At 64.0% G+C, this 16,274-nt stretch carries 13 protein-coding genes; 7 read left to right on the top strand and 6 right to left on the bottom strand.

The features are described 5' to 3' along the window. Positions 1-143: 143 nt before the first annotated feature. The gene (locus tag HMPREF3036_RS03680) at positions 144-611 is read left to right on the top strand and encodes a YbjN domain-containing protein (RefSeq protein WP_062331676.1); all 468 of its coding nucleotides are present in this window, start codon (positions 144-146) and stop codon (positions 609-611) included. A 105-nt stretch (positions 612-716) separates the two neighbouring features. Here the strand turns inward: HMPREF3036_RS03680 and HMPREF3036_RS03675 are convergent, their stop codons facing one another. After that, positions 717-944 (bottom strand): hypothetical protein, encoded by a 228-nt coding sequence (locus tag HMPREF3036_RS03675; RefSeq protein WP_062331673.1) that lies wholly within the window; start codon positions 942-944, stop codon positions 717-719. Here HMPREF3036_RS03675 and HMPREF3036_RS03670 point away from each other — a divergent pair. Next, positions 943-1,230 carry a hypothetical protein gene (locus HMPREF3036_RS03670; protein ID WP_062331671.1) on the top strand — a complete coding sequence of 96 codons (288 nt, stop codon included), beginning with the start codon at positions 943-945 and terminating at the stop codon, positions 1,228-1,230. The two genes, HMPREF3036_RS03675 and HMPREF3036_RS03670, sit on opposite strands and share 2 nt — an antisense overlap. A gap of 47 nt (positions 1,231-1,277) precedes the next feature. Here HMPREF3036_RS03670 and HMPREF3036_RS03665 read toward each other — a convergent pair whose 3' ends face one another. The 4 genes from HMPREF3036_RS03665 to HMPREF3036_RS03650 all read right to left on the bottom strand — a co-directional run bounded on the left by HMPREF3036_RS03665 (position 1,278) and on the right by HMPREF3036_RS03650 (position 5,495). Next, positions 1,278-2,204, bottom strand: a complete 927-nt coding sequence (locus HMPREF3036_RS03665; RefSeq protein ID WP_062331667.1) for a prephenate dehydrogenase — start codon at positions 2,202-2,204, stop codon at positions 1,278-1,280. Between the two features lie 103 nt (positions 2,205-2,307). Next, positions 2,308-2,973 (bottom strand): CpXC domain-containing protein, encoded by a 666-nt coding sequence (locus tag HMPREF3036_RS03660; protein ID WP_062331664.1) that lies wholly within the window; start codon positions 2,971-2,973, stop codon positions 2,308-2,310. Positions 2,974-3,066: 93 nt separating this feature from the next. Further along, a complete protein-coding gene (locus tag HMPREF3036_RS03655) occupies positions 3,067-3,720 on the bottom strand; it encodes a response regulator transcription factor (protein ID WP_082897337.1) in 654 nt (217 codons plus the stop codon). A gap of 17 nt (positions 3,721-3,737) precedes the next feature. Continuing rightward, on the bottom strand, positions 3,738-5,495 hold the full coding sequence (locus tag HMPREF3036_RS03650; RefSeq protein WP_231853562.1) for a sensor histidine kinase: 1,758 nt from the start codon (positions 5,493-5,495) through the stop codon (positions 3,738-3,740). 559 nt (positions 5,496-6,054) lie between these two features. Between HMPREF3036_RS03650 and HMPREF3036_RS03640 the strand changes: the two genes are divergently transcribed. From HMPREF3036_RS03640 to HMPREF3036_RS03620, 5 genes are all read left to right on the top strand, one after another. Beyond that, the gene (locus HMPREF3036_RS03640) at positions 6,055-8,442 is read left to right on the top strand and encodes an aconitate hydratase (RefSeq protein WP_082897335.1); all 2,388 of its coding nucleotides are present in this window, start codon (positions 6,055-6,057) and stop codon (positions 8,440-8,442) included. Positions 8,443-8,649: 207 nt separating this feature from the next. Then, positions 8,650-10,143: an FAD-dependent oxidoreductase gene (locus HMPREF3036_RS03635; protein WP_062331656.1), complete on the top strand. Its 1,494-nt coding sequence runs from the start codon at positions 8,650-8,652 to the stop codon at positions 10,141-10,143. An 18-nt stretch (positions 10,144-10,161) separates the two neighbouring features. Continuing rightward, positions 10,162-10,485: a cytochrome c3 family protein gene (locus tag HMPREF3036_RS03630; RefSeq protein ID WP_062331653.1), complete on the top strand. Its 324-nt coding sequence runs from the start codon at positions 10,162-10,164 to the stop codon at positions 10,483-10,485. A 195-nt stretch (positions 10,486-10,680) separates the two neighbouring features. Beyond that, positions 10,681-11,403 carry an oxygen-insensitive NADPH nitroreductase gene (nfsA, locus tag HMPREF3036_RS03625; protein ID WP_062331649.1) on the top strand — a complete coding sequence of 241 codons (723 nt, stop codon included), beginning with the start codon at positions 10,681-10,683 and terminating at the stop codon, positions 11,401-11,403. Positions 11,404-11,481: 78 nt separating this feature from the next. Continuing rightward, positions 11,482-11,973: a CreA family protein gene (locus HMPREF3036_RS03620; protein ID WP_062331646.1), complete on the top strand. Its 492-nt coding sequence runs from the start codon at positions 11,482-11,484 to the stop codon at positions 11,971-11,973. A 164-nt stretch (positions 11,974-12,137) separates the two neighbouring features. Here the strand turns inward: HMPREF3036_RS03620 and purL are convergent, their stop codons facing one another. After that, entirely contained in the window at positions 12,138-16,067 is a 3,930-nt protein-coding gene (gene purL / locus HMPREF3036_RS03615) for a phosphoribosylformylglycinamidine synthase (protein WP_062331642.1), read from the bottom strand. Positions 16,068-16,274 lie beyond the last annotated feature (207 nt).

The following is a 16,274-nucleotide window of genomic DNA, read 5'->3' as shown; positions in this document are numbered from 1 at the left end:
TGGATGGGGAATGCGCGGGGAATCCGTTCAAAAAGCATTCTGCGTAGAACTACGAGAAATTCCCAATAAGGAACCGTGCATCGGATAAGGATCGCCCTGCTACACTCTTTCGTCGCCACACCCATTGAATGAAGGAGTCCATCATGGCCTATCTGCCCGAAGTCGCCACCGTTCTCAAGCTCGCCTTCGAGCATGAAGGCTGGACCTACGGGTTCGACGCCGGCACCGGCACGCTCGACGCAGGGTTCGACCTTGACTGCCGCATCGGCCAGACCCCGCTCTACATCCATCTTCTCGAGGACGTGGTGCTCTGCCACGCCTACGCGCCCTTCAAGGTCGCCGAAGAAGACCGCCGCCGCGTGATGGAGTTCGTCACGCGCGCCAACTGCGGCCTCAAGCTCGGCAACTTCGAAATGGACCTCGACACGGGCGTCGTCTGCTTCAAGACGACCTTCTGCCTGACGGGCGTGCCCCTGCCGACCCGCGGCGCCATGACCGAACTCGTGCGCGGCGCGCTCTCGGTGCTCGAGGACTACGGCAATGCGCTCGACGACGTCGTCAAGGGCAGGAAGACGCCCTCCGAGGCCGTGCGTGAAGCGGAACGCAATTGATGCGCCAACCGGCGGTTCTCAGACATGACAAAGGGACGGTGCGGTTTTTCCGCAATCCGTCCCTTTTTCGTTTTTCAGGCCTCTTCAACAGGCCGCTTCAGTTCATCAGAGGCTTCTTGCCTCGACGGGCAGGAGCGCGAGCTCCATCTCGGCGTCAAGTTCGCGTCCCGCCTTCATGAAGACGGCTGCGAGCATGCGGCGAAGGCGCACGGCGGTGAGCTCGGGCGAGATGACCTCAAGGGTCGGCGTCACGGGCGCATCGGCGGGCGACAGAATCGTGAGGGCGGCGGCAAGGCGCTCGCACGCGGCCTCGTCTGCGGGCAAGGCGGCCATGGCGGCGCTCGACGAGGTCAAGCGCAACGCGCAAATGGCGCTCGGCGGCGTCGAAGTCCCCGAGGGCCGCAGCGCACTGGGCGCGGTAGGAGGAGACGGCGGCCGAAGCCTCGGGTCCCGACTCGTCGCCCAACATCATCAGGGCGGACGCGTGGTCACCCGAGCCGATCACGGCGGCAATGTCTGCAAGCAGCGCTCGCGGCAGACGGTTGCTCATCTCTTCTCTCCTTTCACTCTGTCTCTGTTCTTGGCCGGTCAAAACGCACGCGTGGTGCGCAGTGCATGAATTGTACGCGTACAGGCGCGAACTGCTCTGAATTATCGTGCAGGGTCTCAGACCTTCCCTGCGTCCCCGCCCGACTTGCCCGCCTGAACGGGCGGCAGGCTCGAGTTGATCTCCCTGCGCGCCGCAGCCGTGCGTTCGAAATAGGTCCTGTAGCCCTCGTAGTCGTCGGCGGCCACGAGCCCCTTGAGATGCGTGAGGGCGGCCTCGAAGCGGCTGATGCCGTCGAGGATGGCCGTGCGGTTCGCTCTCGTGATGTCTGCCCACATGCGCGCGTCGGCGGCCGCGATGCGGGTCGTGTCGCGAAATCCCCCGCCTGCGGCGGCAAGCGCCGTCCGGCTCTCGGGGGACGAGACGGCCATGTCCATGAGCGCGAAGGCGATCATGTGGGGCACGTGGGAGACCATCGCGTAGATGCGGTCATGCTCCTCGGGCGTCATCTCGACGACCGTGAGGCCCGCCGCACGCCAGAGGTCGACGACGACGGCCGCATCCTCAAGATCGGATTCGGGCAGCGGCGTCACGACACCCGTTGCGCCCCTGTAGAGGGTCGGCGTCGCAAACTCGAGCCCCGCCTTTTCAGCGCCCGCAATCGGATGAAGCGGCACGTAGTGACGGATACGCTCGGGGCGCGCGTTCAGGCGCACGGCCGTGATCACGCTGCCGCGCACGCTGCCCGCGTCCGTGATGACGGCGTCGACGGGCGCGGCGCGGTCGACCTCCTTCATGACGGCGCCCATGGCCAACACGGGGACCGCGAGAAGCACCAGGTCGGCGTCGAGCACGCCCTCGACGATCGAGGGCGTCACGCGGTCGGCGATCCCCCGCTCAAGGGCGAGCGAGAGCGTTGCGGGATTCGTGTCGACCGCCGTGATCGAGAGCGATCCGCCTGGAAAGCGGCCCTCGGCATGCGCCTGCTTCCAGGCGAGCGCGGCCGAGCCGCCGATGAGTCCGAGTCCGATGATGGTGATGCGCATGGGTGCGTCCGTCTGTTTATGCCGTGTCTGGAATGTGTCAGGCAATCATAGGTTACGACACGGGTCTGCGCCATAAGGCATAGACCTCAGGGGTTTCCACCGCTCATTGAAAGTCCTCGATGTGACTGCGGATGTAGTCGTCGGCCCAGGCCTCGTTGACGACGGCCTCGTCGATTTCGTCGAGCTTCATCACGTCCCTCACCATCGCGTAGTAATCCATGTCGAGAAGAATGCGAGTGAGCACTTCACCTTCGGTGCCAAGCACGTAGAAGGAGTGTTCGGGCGAGCCCTTGAGGAAACGCAGCTGCACCTTGCGGTAGAAGCGGTTTTCCGCGAGGAAGGCGTCGGTCATGAAGCACTTGACGACCTCGATCACGCGGTCGTCGAGCCCGGCCGCGAAGATCTGGGCCTTTTCGACGAGGGCGTTCGGGTCGATCACGACGCGGTAGTCGTAGTCAAGCGGGAAGCCCGTCTCAGCAAAGAGCTTCTGCTTCTCCCTGAATTCGTTCACCATCTCGCCCGCGACGCGCAGGTCGGTCGTGGCGGGATAGTCGACCATGACCTTTGAGGTCATGTCGGTGAAGCGAAGCGGATAGTAGCCGTTGCCCGTCGCATGGCAGTGCGGGCATTCATAGGCGAAGAGCTCGCCCCTCATGAGCTTTTCCGCCGCTTCGGGGTATTTCTCTGCGACGAGATTCTCCCAGAGCGTGAAGGTGATCGTGCCGCCGCACTTCGGACATGCGGCTTCCTCGTCGTGATGATCGGCCACGGCGCAACTCCTTAGAGTGATGTTGATGGTGCGCAGAGTCTAGCGGAGCTTCGTTGCGCCTGCCTTACGTCCGATCTCGTCCTTCCTTGCCCGTCAGGCGCCCGCCTCGAGCACGGCCCTCACCTCCTCGGGCGTCCTGACGCCGAGCTTTCTCAGAGCCGACGCCCTGTGCACCTCGACCGTACGCACGGCGATCGAGAGTCTTTCGCCGATGAGCCTGTTCGTGAGTCCCTCGGCCACGAGCCTCGCGATGTCGCGCTCCCTGTTCGTGAGCTCCGCGCAGCGCGCCTTCGCCGTCTCGCCGTCAAGCACCGCGCCCGCGCCGCTCAGGCTCTCAAAGGCCGTGGACGCGATCACGGCCAGAAGCCGCTCGTTGTCGACGGGCTTCTGGATGAAGTCCGCTGCGCCTTCATGGAGCGCCATCACGGCCATGTCGATGTCGCCATGCCCCGTGAGAAAGATGACGGGCAGGCTGAAGCCGCGCTCGTTCATGACGGCCTGCGCCTCAATGCCCGTCAGTCCCGGCATACGCACGTCCATGACGACGCAGCCCGGCACCGATGGTGCGTCCCCTCTGAAAAAGTCGTTCGCCGACCTGTAGTCGGCCACGCGCCAGCCCTCGGTCTCGAGCACGAAGCGAAGCGCGTCGCGAAGCGAATCGTCGTCATCCACAATGCGCACGAGCGCTCCCTGCTGCACCCGCGCGAGCTCCGTGGGCGTGAGCGTTCTGATCTGTCGTCTTGCCATGCTTGCGTCTCCCGGCCTCAGGAGGCCTTCTCGTCCCTGTTGTCTCGAACAGCATTATCGCCTGTCGCCAAGGAATCGTCATCCAAAGGCGACGGCTCTCCGGAGACCTCCCTCACGGGCACGGTCACGCGGGCCACGAGCCCGCCCTGACGGCGTGCGCTGAAGGCGAGCCTGCCGCCGTAGGCCTCGAGGATGCCGCGCACAATCGAAAGCCCGAGTCCGAGCCCTTCGGCCTTCGTGGAGCCGAGTCCTCTGTTGAGGCGCTCGACGGTCTCGCGCGTCCCGCCGCCGTCGTCGGCCACGGTGATGATCGCGCGTTCGTCCTCCTCGGAGAGCGTCACCACGACCTCGCCCGCGCCGCCCGCGGCGTCGGACGCCTCGAGCGCATTCTTCATGAGGTTGAGTGCAACGAGCTCCATCTCGAGAGGATCGGCCGTCACGACGGGCTCGTCGGTGACGATGACCCTGAGCGCCGTGCTGTAGCGTCCCGTGGTCTTGAGGTCGGCCGCCGCCCTGTCGACCTGCTCGCGCAGGCTTACGAGGACGCGGGTGGGCTGCTCGGCCTTCGCGTAGCTTCTCACGCGCGCGACGATCTCGTTGGCGCGTTCGGTCTGCCGATCCAGCCTGTCGATGACGTCCGTCATCCTGGCGGTGTCGGTCGAGCCGTTGCCGAGCATCCTTCTCAGGCCGAAGCTGTAGAGCGAGATGGCACCGAGCGGCTGCCTCATCTCGTGCGCGAAAATGACGGAAAGTTGCGCCACCACGCCGGCACGCTCAAGGCGTTCGATGCGCTGGGCCGCCCCCTGGGCCTCCTCCTTGAGGACCTGCAGCTCGGCAAGGGACTGCCTCAGGGCGGCCGTCCGCTTGTGCACGAGCTGCGTCACACGCACGCTGTGCAAAGTCAGGCCCGCGACAAGGACCCCCGCGAGCATGAGCCAGTGCCAGTACTCGGCGATGAAGCGCTTCAGGCTCCAGGTGTTGAGATAGGCATAGGGCCCCGTTCTTGTCTCGCGAAAGAGCTTGTCGACCGAGCTGTAGTCGGTCGCCACGCCCCAGTAGATGCCGTTGGCACCCGTGGGCTTCAGAGCGAGAAGGGCCTGCGTCACGGAGCGCGAGACCCTCGGATCCGTCACCTTTGTGGTTCCCACGGTCCAGGTCGGATAGAGCTCGGTGGATCTGGCACAGACCTCGCCCGGTCCGTCCTTTCTGTTGATCACCTTGAATCTGCCCTGATGCTCGGGATGGCGCTCGAGCCACTCCTCCAGAAAACAGAGTCGCAGGAAGGCGACGTCAGCCGTACCGTCAAGCAGGTGCCTCGGCGCCGTCTCCATCGCGTCATCGTCGCCCAGATAAAGCGTCTCGCGGAAGAACCCGTCCACCTTGATCCCCTGCTTCATCATCTCGCCATAGGGGACGAGCAGCCCCGTGAAGGCCGTTGGCGTCGAAGTAGCGAGCACGCCGCCCTTCAGGTCCCTCAGGGACTCGATGTCCGAACGGTCGGCGGCCGCCACGATCGCCGTGCCTTCGCCGTGGTTCGGGTCGGGATAGGAAAGCGAAACGGCCGAGACGAGCGACTTGACGCCTTCGTCGGCAAGACGCCTGTAAAAGCCAGCGCTCGAGAGAAAGACGTCCACATCGCCCCGCTTGATCGCCTCGCTGAGCTCCGTGAGCGAAAGGTGCGCCACTTGCACGCGGTCCTCGCCGAAGTACTGCTTGAGCGCCGCGACGGACGCGGGCACGATCTCCTCGTTGGGCGACGGGCGAACGTACTTCACAATCGCCAACCTCACAGGTCTCTTTACATTGACAGGCGGTGTCGAAAATCTATGGGCGGGCGCTCGCAAAAGCGTTGCATCAACGGGATAAACCTCGTCGTCGGACCGAGCCGTTGCATCTCCCGGTATAAAGCTAACCGACATCAGAAGAACGGCCACAAGGACGGATAACACACGGACAGCGGCCCCGTCGAAGGCTGCCAGACAATTCCAGAACCGATGCAATCCGAAACCTTTATAAATCTGTGCAAACATGACTTAGAGGACTTCGAAGGAAGATTTTCATTCATCATACGGGCTTTTGGGTGCCGACGACGACACCTGGGCAAACCCTTCCTCGTAAAAACCCTAGCAAAAACGAGATCCTTGATTTTTCACATTCACCACTAGAGGTGACGCAAGCGAAGAATGCGTCCTGTCGAAGCTCGGGACCCTTGATGTCCAAGCACTTCGTCAATGACTCATACACGAGAAACTCGAGAAACTCGAGAAACTCGTGAAACACAGGACCGCAGGCGTCCAGCCCCATCTGCAGTCCATCAAACAAGGAGAAATTTCCATGCAGGAAAAGACATTCGCGCTCAGCCGTCGTGCTCTTCTTCGCACAGCCGCCGTCGGCGCCGCAGCCACCGCGGCCACCGCCACGATCCCGTCCGTCGTCATGGCCGCCGATGGCGTTGCTGCCGACACGTCGAAGATCCGCAACTTCGACATGATCGAGGCCTTCTATCGCGAATACCCGAAGAAGCTCGCCGTCGTGCGCGGCACGCTCAACCGTCCGCTCACGCTCACGGAAAAGATCCTCTTCACGCACCTCTACCATCCGGAAAGCCTGCGTGAATTCAAGCGCGGAGTCGACTACATCGAACTTCGCCCGGACCGCGCCGGCACGCATGACATCGGCGGCCCGATGGCCATCATTCAGTTCCTCTCCTCGGGCAAGGAACGCATCGCACTGCCCGCAGCGCTCGTCTGCGACCACCTCGTTCAGGCCAACGTCGGCGCCATTCCCGACCTCAAGGTCGCCGAAAAGGGCAACGTCGAAACGTACGAGTTCCTGCGCGACGTCTCCCGCCGCTACGGCTTTGACTTCTGGCCCGCCGGCTCCGGCATCTGCCATCAGGTCTTCATGGAAAACTACAACTTCCCGGGTTGCATGATGCTCGTGACCGACTCCCACACCCCGACGGCCTGCGGCATGGGCATGCTCGCCATCGGCGTGGGCGGTGCCGACCTCGTCGACGCCCTTATGGGCATGGAATGGGAGCTCAAGATGCCGAAGATCATCGGCGTCAAGCTCACCGGCCAGCTTCAGGGCTGGGCCTCCGCCAAGGACGTGATCCTCAAGCTCACCGGCATGCTCAGCACCAAGGGCGCCACGAACTGCGTCGTCGAGTTCTTCGGCGAAGGCGCCGCCACGCTCTCCGCCTCCGGCAAGGCCACGATCGGCAACATGGGTGCTGAAATGGGCGCCACGACCTCCGTCTTCGCCTACGACGACTCCATGGCCCGCTACCTCGCCGCCACGGGCCGTCAGGCCGTTGCCGACCTCGCCTCCAAGGTCGACCTCGCCGCCGACAAGGAAGTCTATGCCGACCCGGCCAAGTACTACGACCGCGTCGTCGAGATCAACCTCTCCGAACTCGAACCGCACATCAACGGTCCGTTCTCGCCCGACGCCGCCATGCCGATCTCGAAGGTCGCCGAAACGGTCAAGGCCAAGGGCTATCCGCAGCAGCTTCAGGTCGCCCTGATCGGCTCCTGCACGAACTCCTCCTACGAGGACATCACCCGCGCCGCCTCCATTGCCCGTCAGGCACTCGAAAACGGCGTCGAGATCAAGACCCCGCTGATGGTCGTTCCCGGCTCGACCCGCATCTACGACACGCTCAAGCGCGACGGCGTCCTCGAGGTCTTCGAAAAACTCCACGCCACCGTCCTCGCCACCGCCTGCGGTCCCTGCATCGGCCAGTGGAAGCGCACGATCGGCAACCTCAAGGGCGACAAGACGCCCAACTCCATCATCGAGTCCTTCAACCGCAACTTCGCCGGCCGCAACGACGGCAACCCGCTCACCAACGCCTTCCTCGCCTCGCCTGAAATGGTCATGGCCATGGCCATCAACGGCGACCTGACGTTCAACCCGCTCGAGGGCACGGTCCGCACCGCCAAGGGTACGAACATGAAGCTCGCCGCCCCGGTCGGTCAGGAACTCCCCGCCAAGGGCTTCGTCTCCGACATCAAGGGCTGCGTCATTCCCGACTTCGAGAAGATCGAGATCAAGGTGAGCCCGACGGCCGAACGCATCCGCCTGCTCGAGCCGTTCCCCGCCTGGGACGGCCAGGACTTCACCGCCCTTCCGCTCCTCATCAAGGCCAAGGGCAAGTGCACGACCGACCACATCTCCCCGGGCGGCAAGTGGCTTCCGTACCGCGGCAACATCGACCGCATTTCGGACAACCTGCTCGAACGCGCCGTCAACGCCTTCAACGGAGTCTCCGGCAAGGTCTGGAATACGGACACGAACGCCTATGACACGCCCGCCAAGGTTGCGCGCCACTATCGCAACAACAACATCGCCAGCGTGATCGTCGGCGACGACAACTACGGCGAAGGCTCCTCGCGCGAACATGCCGCCATGGAACCGCGCTATCTCAACGTCCGCGTCGTCCTCGCCAAGAGCCTCGCCCGCATCCACGAGTCCAACCTCAAGAAGCAGGGCATCCTCGCACTCACCTTCGTGAATCCGGCCGACTACGACAAGATTCAGGAAAAGGACCGCATCTCGGTTCTCAACCTGAACACCCTTGCGCCCAACAGCCGCGTCGTCATCGAACTCACGCATGAAAACGGCACGAAGGAACGCTTCGAGGCGAAGCACTCCTACAACGAGAAGCAGTTGAGCTGGTTCCGTGCCGGCTCCGCCCTGAACGCTCTCAAGGCCTGACCTTAAGAGACGCTTCAGAAAGTGACGTTTCGTTGACCTCATGCGGCACTACGTAGTGGTGCCTCAAGAGGACAATGCATACAGCTCCTCGACGACAACAGGGCGGGGCTCACAAAAGCCACAGAAACCGGATGGAGTCCCGCCCACCCTACAGATTCTTCCCCCTAAATGACGGAATCCCCGACCCGGATTCCCAGGAGATCAACAATGTCTCATACCGATATGAGCCGCCGCGGTCTTCTCAAGACCTCCTTCCTCGGTGCCGCCGCTGCCGGCGCCACCGGCTTCGGCCTCTCCTCCCAGGCCCAGGCAAAACAGGCCGCCAACGCCCAGACCTATGACGCCGTCGTTCTCGGCGCAGGTCCTGCCGGCCTGATCGCCGCCATCACGGCCCACGACGCCGGCGCCAAGGTCGTCGTGCTCGAAAAGCGCGACCGTCCCGACGGCAACGCCATCTTCGCCCTCGGCTCCATCTGCGGCTGGGGCACGCGCCACCAGGCCGAACAGGGCATCAAGGACACGGCTGACGACTTCTATGCCATGATGATGGACGTCTCCAAGCAGATGGGCGACAAGGCTCTCAACCGCTGCTACACGGATAACATCTCCGCCGGCATCGACTGGCTCGAAAAGGACATCGGCGTCAAGTTCGGCAAGATCCGCCCGATGCCGTATCCGCGTCTGGGCCGTACCTGCCGCGTCATGGGCGAAGGCCTCACCGGCGGCGCCCAGCTCGTGCAGAAGCTTCTTGCCGCCTGCGCCAAGCGCGGCATCGAAGTGAAGTACCAGCACAAGGCCGTTGAGCTCATTCACGACGACCTCTATGCCGTGAAGGGCGTCAAGGTTGCCACTCCGGAAGGCTTCAGGACCTTCATGGCTAAGGGCGGCGTCTGCATCGCCACGGGCGGCTTCTCGGCCAACCCCGAAATGGTCGACCGCTACATCGGCGGCTGGGCCACCCGCATGGTGTTGCGCGGCTCCAAGTCCACGACGGGTGAAAACATCTCGCTGTGCATGCCGCTCTACACGAAGTTCGTGAACATGGACCAGTTCCACTCCGGCCCGATCATCGGCGCCACGCACGTGAACCCGGCCGACGTCCTCAACTCCGGCTACGGCGTCCAGTTCAACACCTCCGGCGTGCGCTTCATGGACGAAAACAACACGTACGTGATCAAGGCCCGCACCACCGGCCAGATGACGCTCGACAACATGGCCTGGGTCATCGTCGACAGCACCTGCCCGGTCCTCGACAAGGTCATTCCGAAGTTCGACCGCCTCAACAGCCCGTACGGCAAGGCCGACACGATCGAAGAGCTCTGCAGGCAGGTCAAGCTCCCGGTTGAAAAGGTCGTCAAGACGATCAAGGAATACAACGAAGCCGTCAAGTCCGGCAAGCTCGGCGAAATGAACCCGCCCTGCACCTACAAGAAGCCCCACGAAGTCGCCAAGGCTCCGTTCTACGCCGTGCCCTTCCAGGGCGGCATGACGGCCACCTTCGGCGGCCCGCTCATCAACGTCAAGGCTGAAATCCAGAACCTCGACGGCACGAGCATCCCGGGCCTCTACGCAGTAGGCAACTCCGCAGGCGGCATCTTCTTCCACAACTACGCTGGCGGCGCACAGCTCGGTGCCGCGACGGTCTTCGGCCGCATCGCCGGCAACGAAATCGCCGCCCGCGCAAAGGCCCAGAAGAACTAATTTCCGGAGTATCGAATCATGACCAAAACCATCACCATGGCGCTTGTCGCCACCCTCGGTCTGGGCCTTGCCTTCGGCGCCTGCGCTGCTGAAAAGACCCTCGCCGAAGTCCACGGCGGCCAGCTTCCCGCCGAAACCGGCTGGGCCACGAAGGGCCAGTGCCTCCAGTGCCACCAGAGCTACGACGCCCTCGCCGAAAAGACGAAGAACCTCGAGCCCAACCCGCACAAGTCGCACCTCGGCGCCGTCAACTGCGTCGAATGCCACAAGGCCGACAAGCCCTCCAAGCAGCCTGAGCTGATGTGCAACAGCTGCCACAACTTCACGCTCAAGGCGAAATAATCTCCTCTTGAACCATCAGGTTCTCCCTCCGGACGCACCGTGTGGGGTGCGTCCGGGAAACCAGACCGACCGCAAGGCGGTCCTTCGCCCGCGTCCCTTGAGGCCGCGGGCTTTTTTCGTTCAGATTCGTGAACGGCGGTACTCCCGCACGGGCAAGAAGGCTAGACTCGATGCATCACCCTTAAGGAGTTCATAATGAACGACACGATCCGAACCCTGCTCGCGCACAGCTCCGTGCGCGCCTTCACCAACGAGCCCGTCACGGCCGAACTGCGCACGCAGATCCTCGATGCGGCGCGCGCCGCGTCCACATCCTGCGCACTGCAAGTGACAAGCATCATCCGCGTCACCGATCCAGCACTTCGAGCTAGGATCGCGGAGCTCTCGGGCGGTCAGGCCCATGTCGCAGCCGCACCTGAATTCTGGGTCTTCTGCGCCGACTACCACCGCCTTCAGCTACTCTGCCCCGAGGCCGACCTCGGCTGGATCGAGCAGTTCCTCGTCGGCTGCCTTGACACGGGCATCATGGCCCAGAACGCCTTCACGGCGCTTGAATCCCTCGGGCTCGGCGGCTGCTTCATCGGAGGGATCAGGAACGGCATCACAGAGGTTTCTGCGCTTCTGCGCCTGCCGCAGAACGTCTTTCCCGTCGTCGGCATCGCCTTCGGGCATCCCGCCGTGCGCAATCCCGTCAAGCCGCGGCTGCCCACCACCATCACCTTCATGGAAAACGGCTACGAAGAACCCGCGCCAGCCGAACTTGACGCTTATGACGCAACGATGCGAGCCTACTACGCTGGACGCGGAAGCAATGCCCGCGAGGCGACCTTCCGCGACTCTATCCATCCCGTCATCGCCCGCGAGCGCCGCAGGTTCCTGCTCGATTATCTGCAGACGCAGGGCTTCGCGCTGAAGTAGTACGCCCAGGACAGGACGACGCCCGCCCGCCATATATAATGACGACACCGTAAACCAAATCCGACAAGGACCACACGCATGAAGACCAAGCTTCTCGCGGCCTTCGCTGCCGCCTCCGTTCTCGCTCTCACCGGCTGCTCGGGCGGCGACGAAGTGGGCGACGTCTCGCTCGGCATGTTCACGCTCAAGGACATCAAGATCAACACCTTCCAGGATCCGAAGGTTCCCGGCGTCACCTGCCATGTCGCGAGCATCGAGGCCAACCTCTCGCTCGCCGATCCGTCCGACAGCTCCGTCTCCTGCCGCCAAACGGGCGAAATCACGCCCGAGATGATCGCCACGATCGACCGCACGAAGTCGGGCGAAGTGGTCTTCACGAAGTCGAAGAGCATTCTGCTCAAGACGATGAAGATCCGCCGCATCTACGACGCCGAGACGCAGACGCTCCTTTACATCTCCTACTCCACCAAGGAAACGACGGGCAGCTTCAAGCACAGCCTCTCGACGATCCCGCTCTGGGGAACCGCCGCTTGGGAAAACCGCCCGCCGGTCCCTGCGAAGTCGATGTAATTTCTCTTGAAACGCGAACGCCCTGCAGGACATGAAGACCTGCAGGGCGTTTTCACATTTGAGCGTCACCCTGTGAAAAGGGCCCCGAATCGGGGCCCCATCTCTTTCCGTCGTCCTCCATCAGGAGGGCCCGAAGGCCCTCCGTCGGGAGCGGAGCCGGCTTCTTAGCCGACCCACTTGCGGGCGTTGCGGAACATGCGCATCCAGCCCGAGGCGTCCGTCCATTCGGCCGGGTGCCAGGAGAGCTGCTGGGCGCGGTGCGAGCGCTCCGGATGCGGCATCATGATCGTGAAGCGGCCGTCTTCGGTCGTCACGGACGTGAGGCCGCCCTTGGAGCCGTTCGGGTTGTACGGATAGACCTCGGTCGGGTTGCCGCACGGATCAACGAAGCGGGCGGCGGCCTTCACGAGCGCGGCGTCTTCCGGACGCAGGAACTGCACGCGGCCTTCGCCGTGGGAGTTCACGACGGGCATCACGCTGCCGGCCATGCCCGCGAAGAAGATCGACGGGCTCTCGAGAACCTCGACGTTCACGAGACGGGCCTCGAACTGCTCGGACGTGTTGCGCACGAATTCCGGCCAGTGGGAGGCGCCCGGGATCAGGTCGCGCAGATGGCTCATCATCTGGCAGCCGTTGCAGATGCCCAGACCGAAGGTGTCCTCGCGGTTGAAGAACGTGCGGAACATCTCGACCATGCGGTCGTTGTGAAGGATGGTCTTGGCCCAGCCGCCACCGGCGCCGAGCACGTCGCCGTAGGAGAAGCCGCCGCAGCAGGCAAGGCCCGTGAACTCGGCGAGGTCGGCGCGGCCCGTGAGAAGGTCCGTCATGTGGACGTCATAGGCGTCGAAGCCGGCGCGCGTGAACGCAGCGGCCATTTCCGTCTGGGAGTTGACGCCCTGTTCGCGCAGGATGGCGATCTTCGGACGCACGCCCGTGAGAATCATCGGAGCGGCGACGTCCTCATTGACGTCGAAGGTCGTCTTCGCGAAGAGGCCGGTGTCATCCTTGCGCTCGATGCGGGCGAACTCGCTGTCGGCGCAGGCGGGATTGTCGCGGCCGCGGGCGATCTGCCAGGAGACTTCCGTCCAGGCCTTCTGGAGGTCGGCACGGTCGAGTCGGGCGAGTTCGGCACCGTTGGCGCTGATCGTGAGCGCATCGTCGTCGACGACTTCACCCACGAAGTGGCAGACGGAGGCAAGACCGGCTTCGCGCATCACTTCGGCCACGCGGGCGGCCTTCTCGGCAGGCACCTGCATCAGGCCGCCGAGCTCTTCGTTGAAGAGAGCGGCGAAGACGTCGGCGTCCTTCGTGAGGGACGTCAGGTCGAGCTTCACACCGAGGCGAGAGGCGAACATCATTTCAGAGGCCGTGGCGGCGAGACCGCCGTCGGCACGGTCGTGGTAGGCCACGACGGCGCCTTCATTGACGAGCGTGCGAAGCGCGCCCATGAAGCGGGCGAGCATGGCGGGATCCTCGCAGTCGGGAGCCGTGTCGCCGAAGCGCTGGGCAACCTGGGCGAGGATGGAGCCGCCCATGCGGGCGCGGCTGCAGCCGAGGTCCGCAAGCACGAGCACCGACGGGATCTTCCTGAGTTCGGGCGTAAGCGTGAGCGTCACGTCGCCGACGGGAGCTGCGGCGGAGGCGATGAGCGAGACGGGGCTCGTCACGGACTTCTTCTCGCCGTTGTCCTCCCAGGCGGTGCGCATGGAGAGCGAGTCCTTGCCCACGGGCACGGAGATGCCGAGCGCAACGCAGAAGTCGCTCGCGCCCTTGACGGCGTCAAAGAGCTTGGCGTCCTCGCCCTTGGCGCCGCAGGCAGCCATCCAGTTGAGGGAGAGCTTGACTTCGGGGAGCTTCACGTCGGCGGCGGCGATGTTGGTGAGCGCTTCGCCCACGGCCATGCGGCTCGCAGCAGCGGCATCGATCACGGCGATCGGGGTGCGTTCGCCCATCGACATGGCTTCGCCGCGGTTCGTTTCAAAGCCGAGCGTGGTCACGCCGCAGTCGGCGACGGGCACCTGCCAGGGGCCGACCATCTGGTCGCGGGAGACGAGGCCGCCCACGGAGCGGTCGCCGATGGTGATGAGGAAGGACTTGGAACCGACGGTCGGGTGACGCAGGACGTCCGTGACAGCCTTTGCGAGATCGAGCCCTTCGCTCTTGAAGGCGGAAAGCTTCGTTTCGACGTGGGCGACGTCGCGGTGCATGCGCGGGGCCTTGCCGAGGAGAACTTCCATCGGCATGTCGACGGCCGGGGTCTCTTCGGGACGCGTGAGCTTGAGGTCGGCCTCCTCGGTGATCGTACCGAGGACGGCGAACGGGCAGCGCTCACGTTCGCAGAAGTCGCGGAAGATGTCGATCTTGGCGGCGTCAAGCGCGATGACGTAGCGTTCCTGAGATTCGTTGCACCAGATTTCGAGCGGGCTCATGCCGGACTCTTCGACCGGAACCTTGGAGAGGTCGAACGTGGCGCCCTTGCCGGAAAGGTCGGCAAGCTCGGGCATGGCGTTGGAGAGGCCGCCCGCGCCGACGTCGTGAATGGCGATGATCGGATTTTCGTCGCCCATGGACCAGCAGCGGTCGATGACTTCCTGGGCACGGCGTTCCATTTCGGGGTTGCCGCGCTGCACGGAGTCGAAGTCGAGGGCTTCGGAGTTGGAGCCCGTCGTCATGGACGAGGCGGCGCCGCCGCCGAGGCCGATGCGCATGCCGGGGCCGCCGAGGACGATCAGGAGGCTGCCGGCGGGCGGCACGTCCTTCTTCGTCTGGTCGTCGCGGATGTTGCCGATGCCGCCGGCGAGCATGATCGGCTTGTGGTAGCCGTAGCGCGTGCCGCCGATGTTGGCTTCGAACGTGCGGAAGTAGCCGAGGATGTTCGGACGGCCGAACTCGTTGTTGAAGGCGGCGCCGCCGAGCGGGCCTTCCGTCATGATCGAGAGCGGCGTGGCGATGCGGGACGGGGCGCCGTACTTGGCATCCGTCTTTTCACCCGTCACCGTGTCGGAGTCGTTTTCAAAACCCTGCGGAAGTTCCGGCAGGTTGAGGTTCGAGGTCGTGAAGCCGCACAGGCCGGCCTTCGGACGAGCACCGCGGCCCGTCGCACCTTCGTCGCGGATTTCGCCGCCGGAGCCCGTGGAGGCGCCGGGGAACGGAGAAATGGCAGTCGGGTGGTTGTGGGTCTCGACCTTGAAGACCGTGTGGGTCATTTCGTCCTTGCGCTCGAAGACGCGGCCGAATTCATTGCCGGAGCCCGGACGCGGATAGAGGCGCGTGACTTCGGCGCCTTCGAAGATGGCGGCGTTGTCGGCGTAGGCCGTGATCGTACCCTGCGGGGCCATCTTGTGCGTGCGGCGGATCATGCCGAAGAGCGTTTCCTCGCGCTCTTCACCGTCGACCGTCCAGCGGGCGTTGAAGATCTTGTGGCGGCAGTGCTCGGAGTTGGCCTGCGCGAACATCATCAGCTCGACGTCGGTCGGGTTGCGGCCGATCTTCGTGAAGGCGTCGGTGAGGTAGTCGATCTCGTCGGGAGAGAGCGCAAGGCCCATCTCGACGTTGGCGCGCTCAAGGGCGGGACGACCTTCCTCGACGAGGGCGACGGTCGCCATCGGACGGCCTTCGAGCTCGACGAAGAGGTTTTCGGCCGGGAAGTCGCGGGCGACGACGGATTCGGTCATGCGGTCATGAAGCACGCCGGCGGCCTGAGCGGCCTCCTCTTCCGTGAGGGGAACCTTGAGGGCAAGGCTGTAGACCGTGCCGCGCTCGACGCGCAGGACGCCTTCGATGCCGCAGTTCTTCACGATGTCCGTGGCCTTCGAGGCCCAGGGCGAGATCGTGCCAAGACGCGGCACCACCATGAAGGCCAGGTCGGCGCGGACGTCCTCGGCGGCGTCGCCGTAGGTGAGAAGCGAAGCGAGGCGTTCCTCTTCGGCCTTCGTGAGCTCGCGGGAGGCATGCACGAAATGCACGAAGCGGCCCGAGACCGCTTCGATGTTGGAAGAGACGCGCTGCAGGGCCGCGAGCACGCGCGCGGCGCGGAAGTCCGAGAGCGCGCGGGCGCCGTTGAGTTCAAAAACCATACCGTTGCAGGTCGACATAAGTTTCCTCTGAATCGTCAGCAGGCCCCGGATTTTCCGACGGCCGTGACGGGGTGGAAAATAAAAGAAAAAAGGTTGTCGCCATTATAGAGGGTTTTGCCTTCCTCAAACCCTGCTCCGACGCCGATTCTGGCCATTCCCATGCAAACCTTCGTTTTTTTTCCGCATCAAAGAAAAAGGTTCATCTCGGAAGTCCGTGGAACGCGG

Source organism: Sutterella sp. KLE1602 (genome assembly GCF_001578585.1).
GTDB classification, from domain to species: Bacteria; Pseudomonadota; Gammaproteobacteria; order Burkholderiales; family Burkholderiaceae_F; genus Sutterella; species Sutterella wadsworthensis_A.
The sequence above is the reverse complement of the archived record's forward strand: the minus strand, read 5'-3'. Positions and strand labels throughout refer to the sequence as shown.

Coding starts and splice junctions, on each gene's coding strand:
- HMPREF3036_RS03675 (WP_062331673.1), bottom strand. CDS start 944: ATGGCCGCCTTGCCCGCAGACGAGGCCGCGTGCGAGCGCCTTGCCGCC.
- nfsA (WP_062331649.1), top strand. CDS start 10,681: ATGAACGACACGATCCGAACCCTGCTCGCGCACAGCTCCGTGCGCGCC.
- HMPREF3036_RS03630 (WP_062331653.1), top strand. CDS start 10,162: ATGACCAAAACCATCACCATGGCGCTTGTCGCCACCCTCGGTCTGGGC.
- HMPREF3036_RS03620 (WP_062331646.1), top strand. CDS start 11,482: ATGAAGACCAAGCTTCTCGCGGCCTTCGCTGCCGCCTCCGTTCTCGCT.
- HMPREF3036_RS03665 (WP_062331667.1), bottom strand. CDS start 2,204: ATGCGCATCACCATCATCGGACTCGGACTCATCGGCGGCTCGGCCGCG.
- HMPREF3036_RS03670 (WP_062331671.1), top strand. CDS start 943: ATGGCGGCGCTCGACGAGGTCAAGCGCAACGCGCAAATGGCGCTCGGC.
- HMPREF3036_RS03680 (WP_062331676.1), top strand. CDS start 144: ATGGCCTATCTGCCCGAAGTCGCCACCGTTCTCAAGCTCGCCTTCGAG.
- HMPREF3036_RS03655 (WP_082897337.1), bottom strand. CDS start 3,720: ATGGCAAGACGACAGATCAGAACGCTCACGCCCACGGAGCTCGCGCGG.
- purL (WP_062331642.1), bottom strand. CDS start 16,067: ATGTCGACCTGCAACGGTATGGTTTTTGAACTCAACGGCGCCCGCGCG.
- HMPREF3036_RS03635 (WP_062331656.1), top strand. CDS start 8,650: ATGTCTCATACCGATATGAGCCGCCGCGGTCTTCTCAAGACCTCCTTC.
- HMPREF3036_RS03640 (WP_082897335.1), top strand. CDS start 6,055: ATGCAGGAAAAGACATTCGCGCTCAGCCGTCGTGCTCTTCTTCGCACA.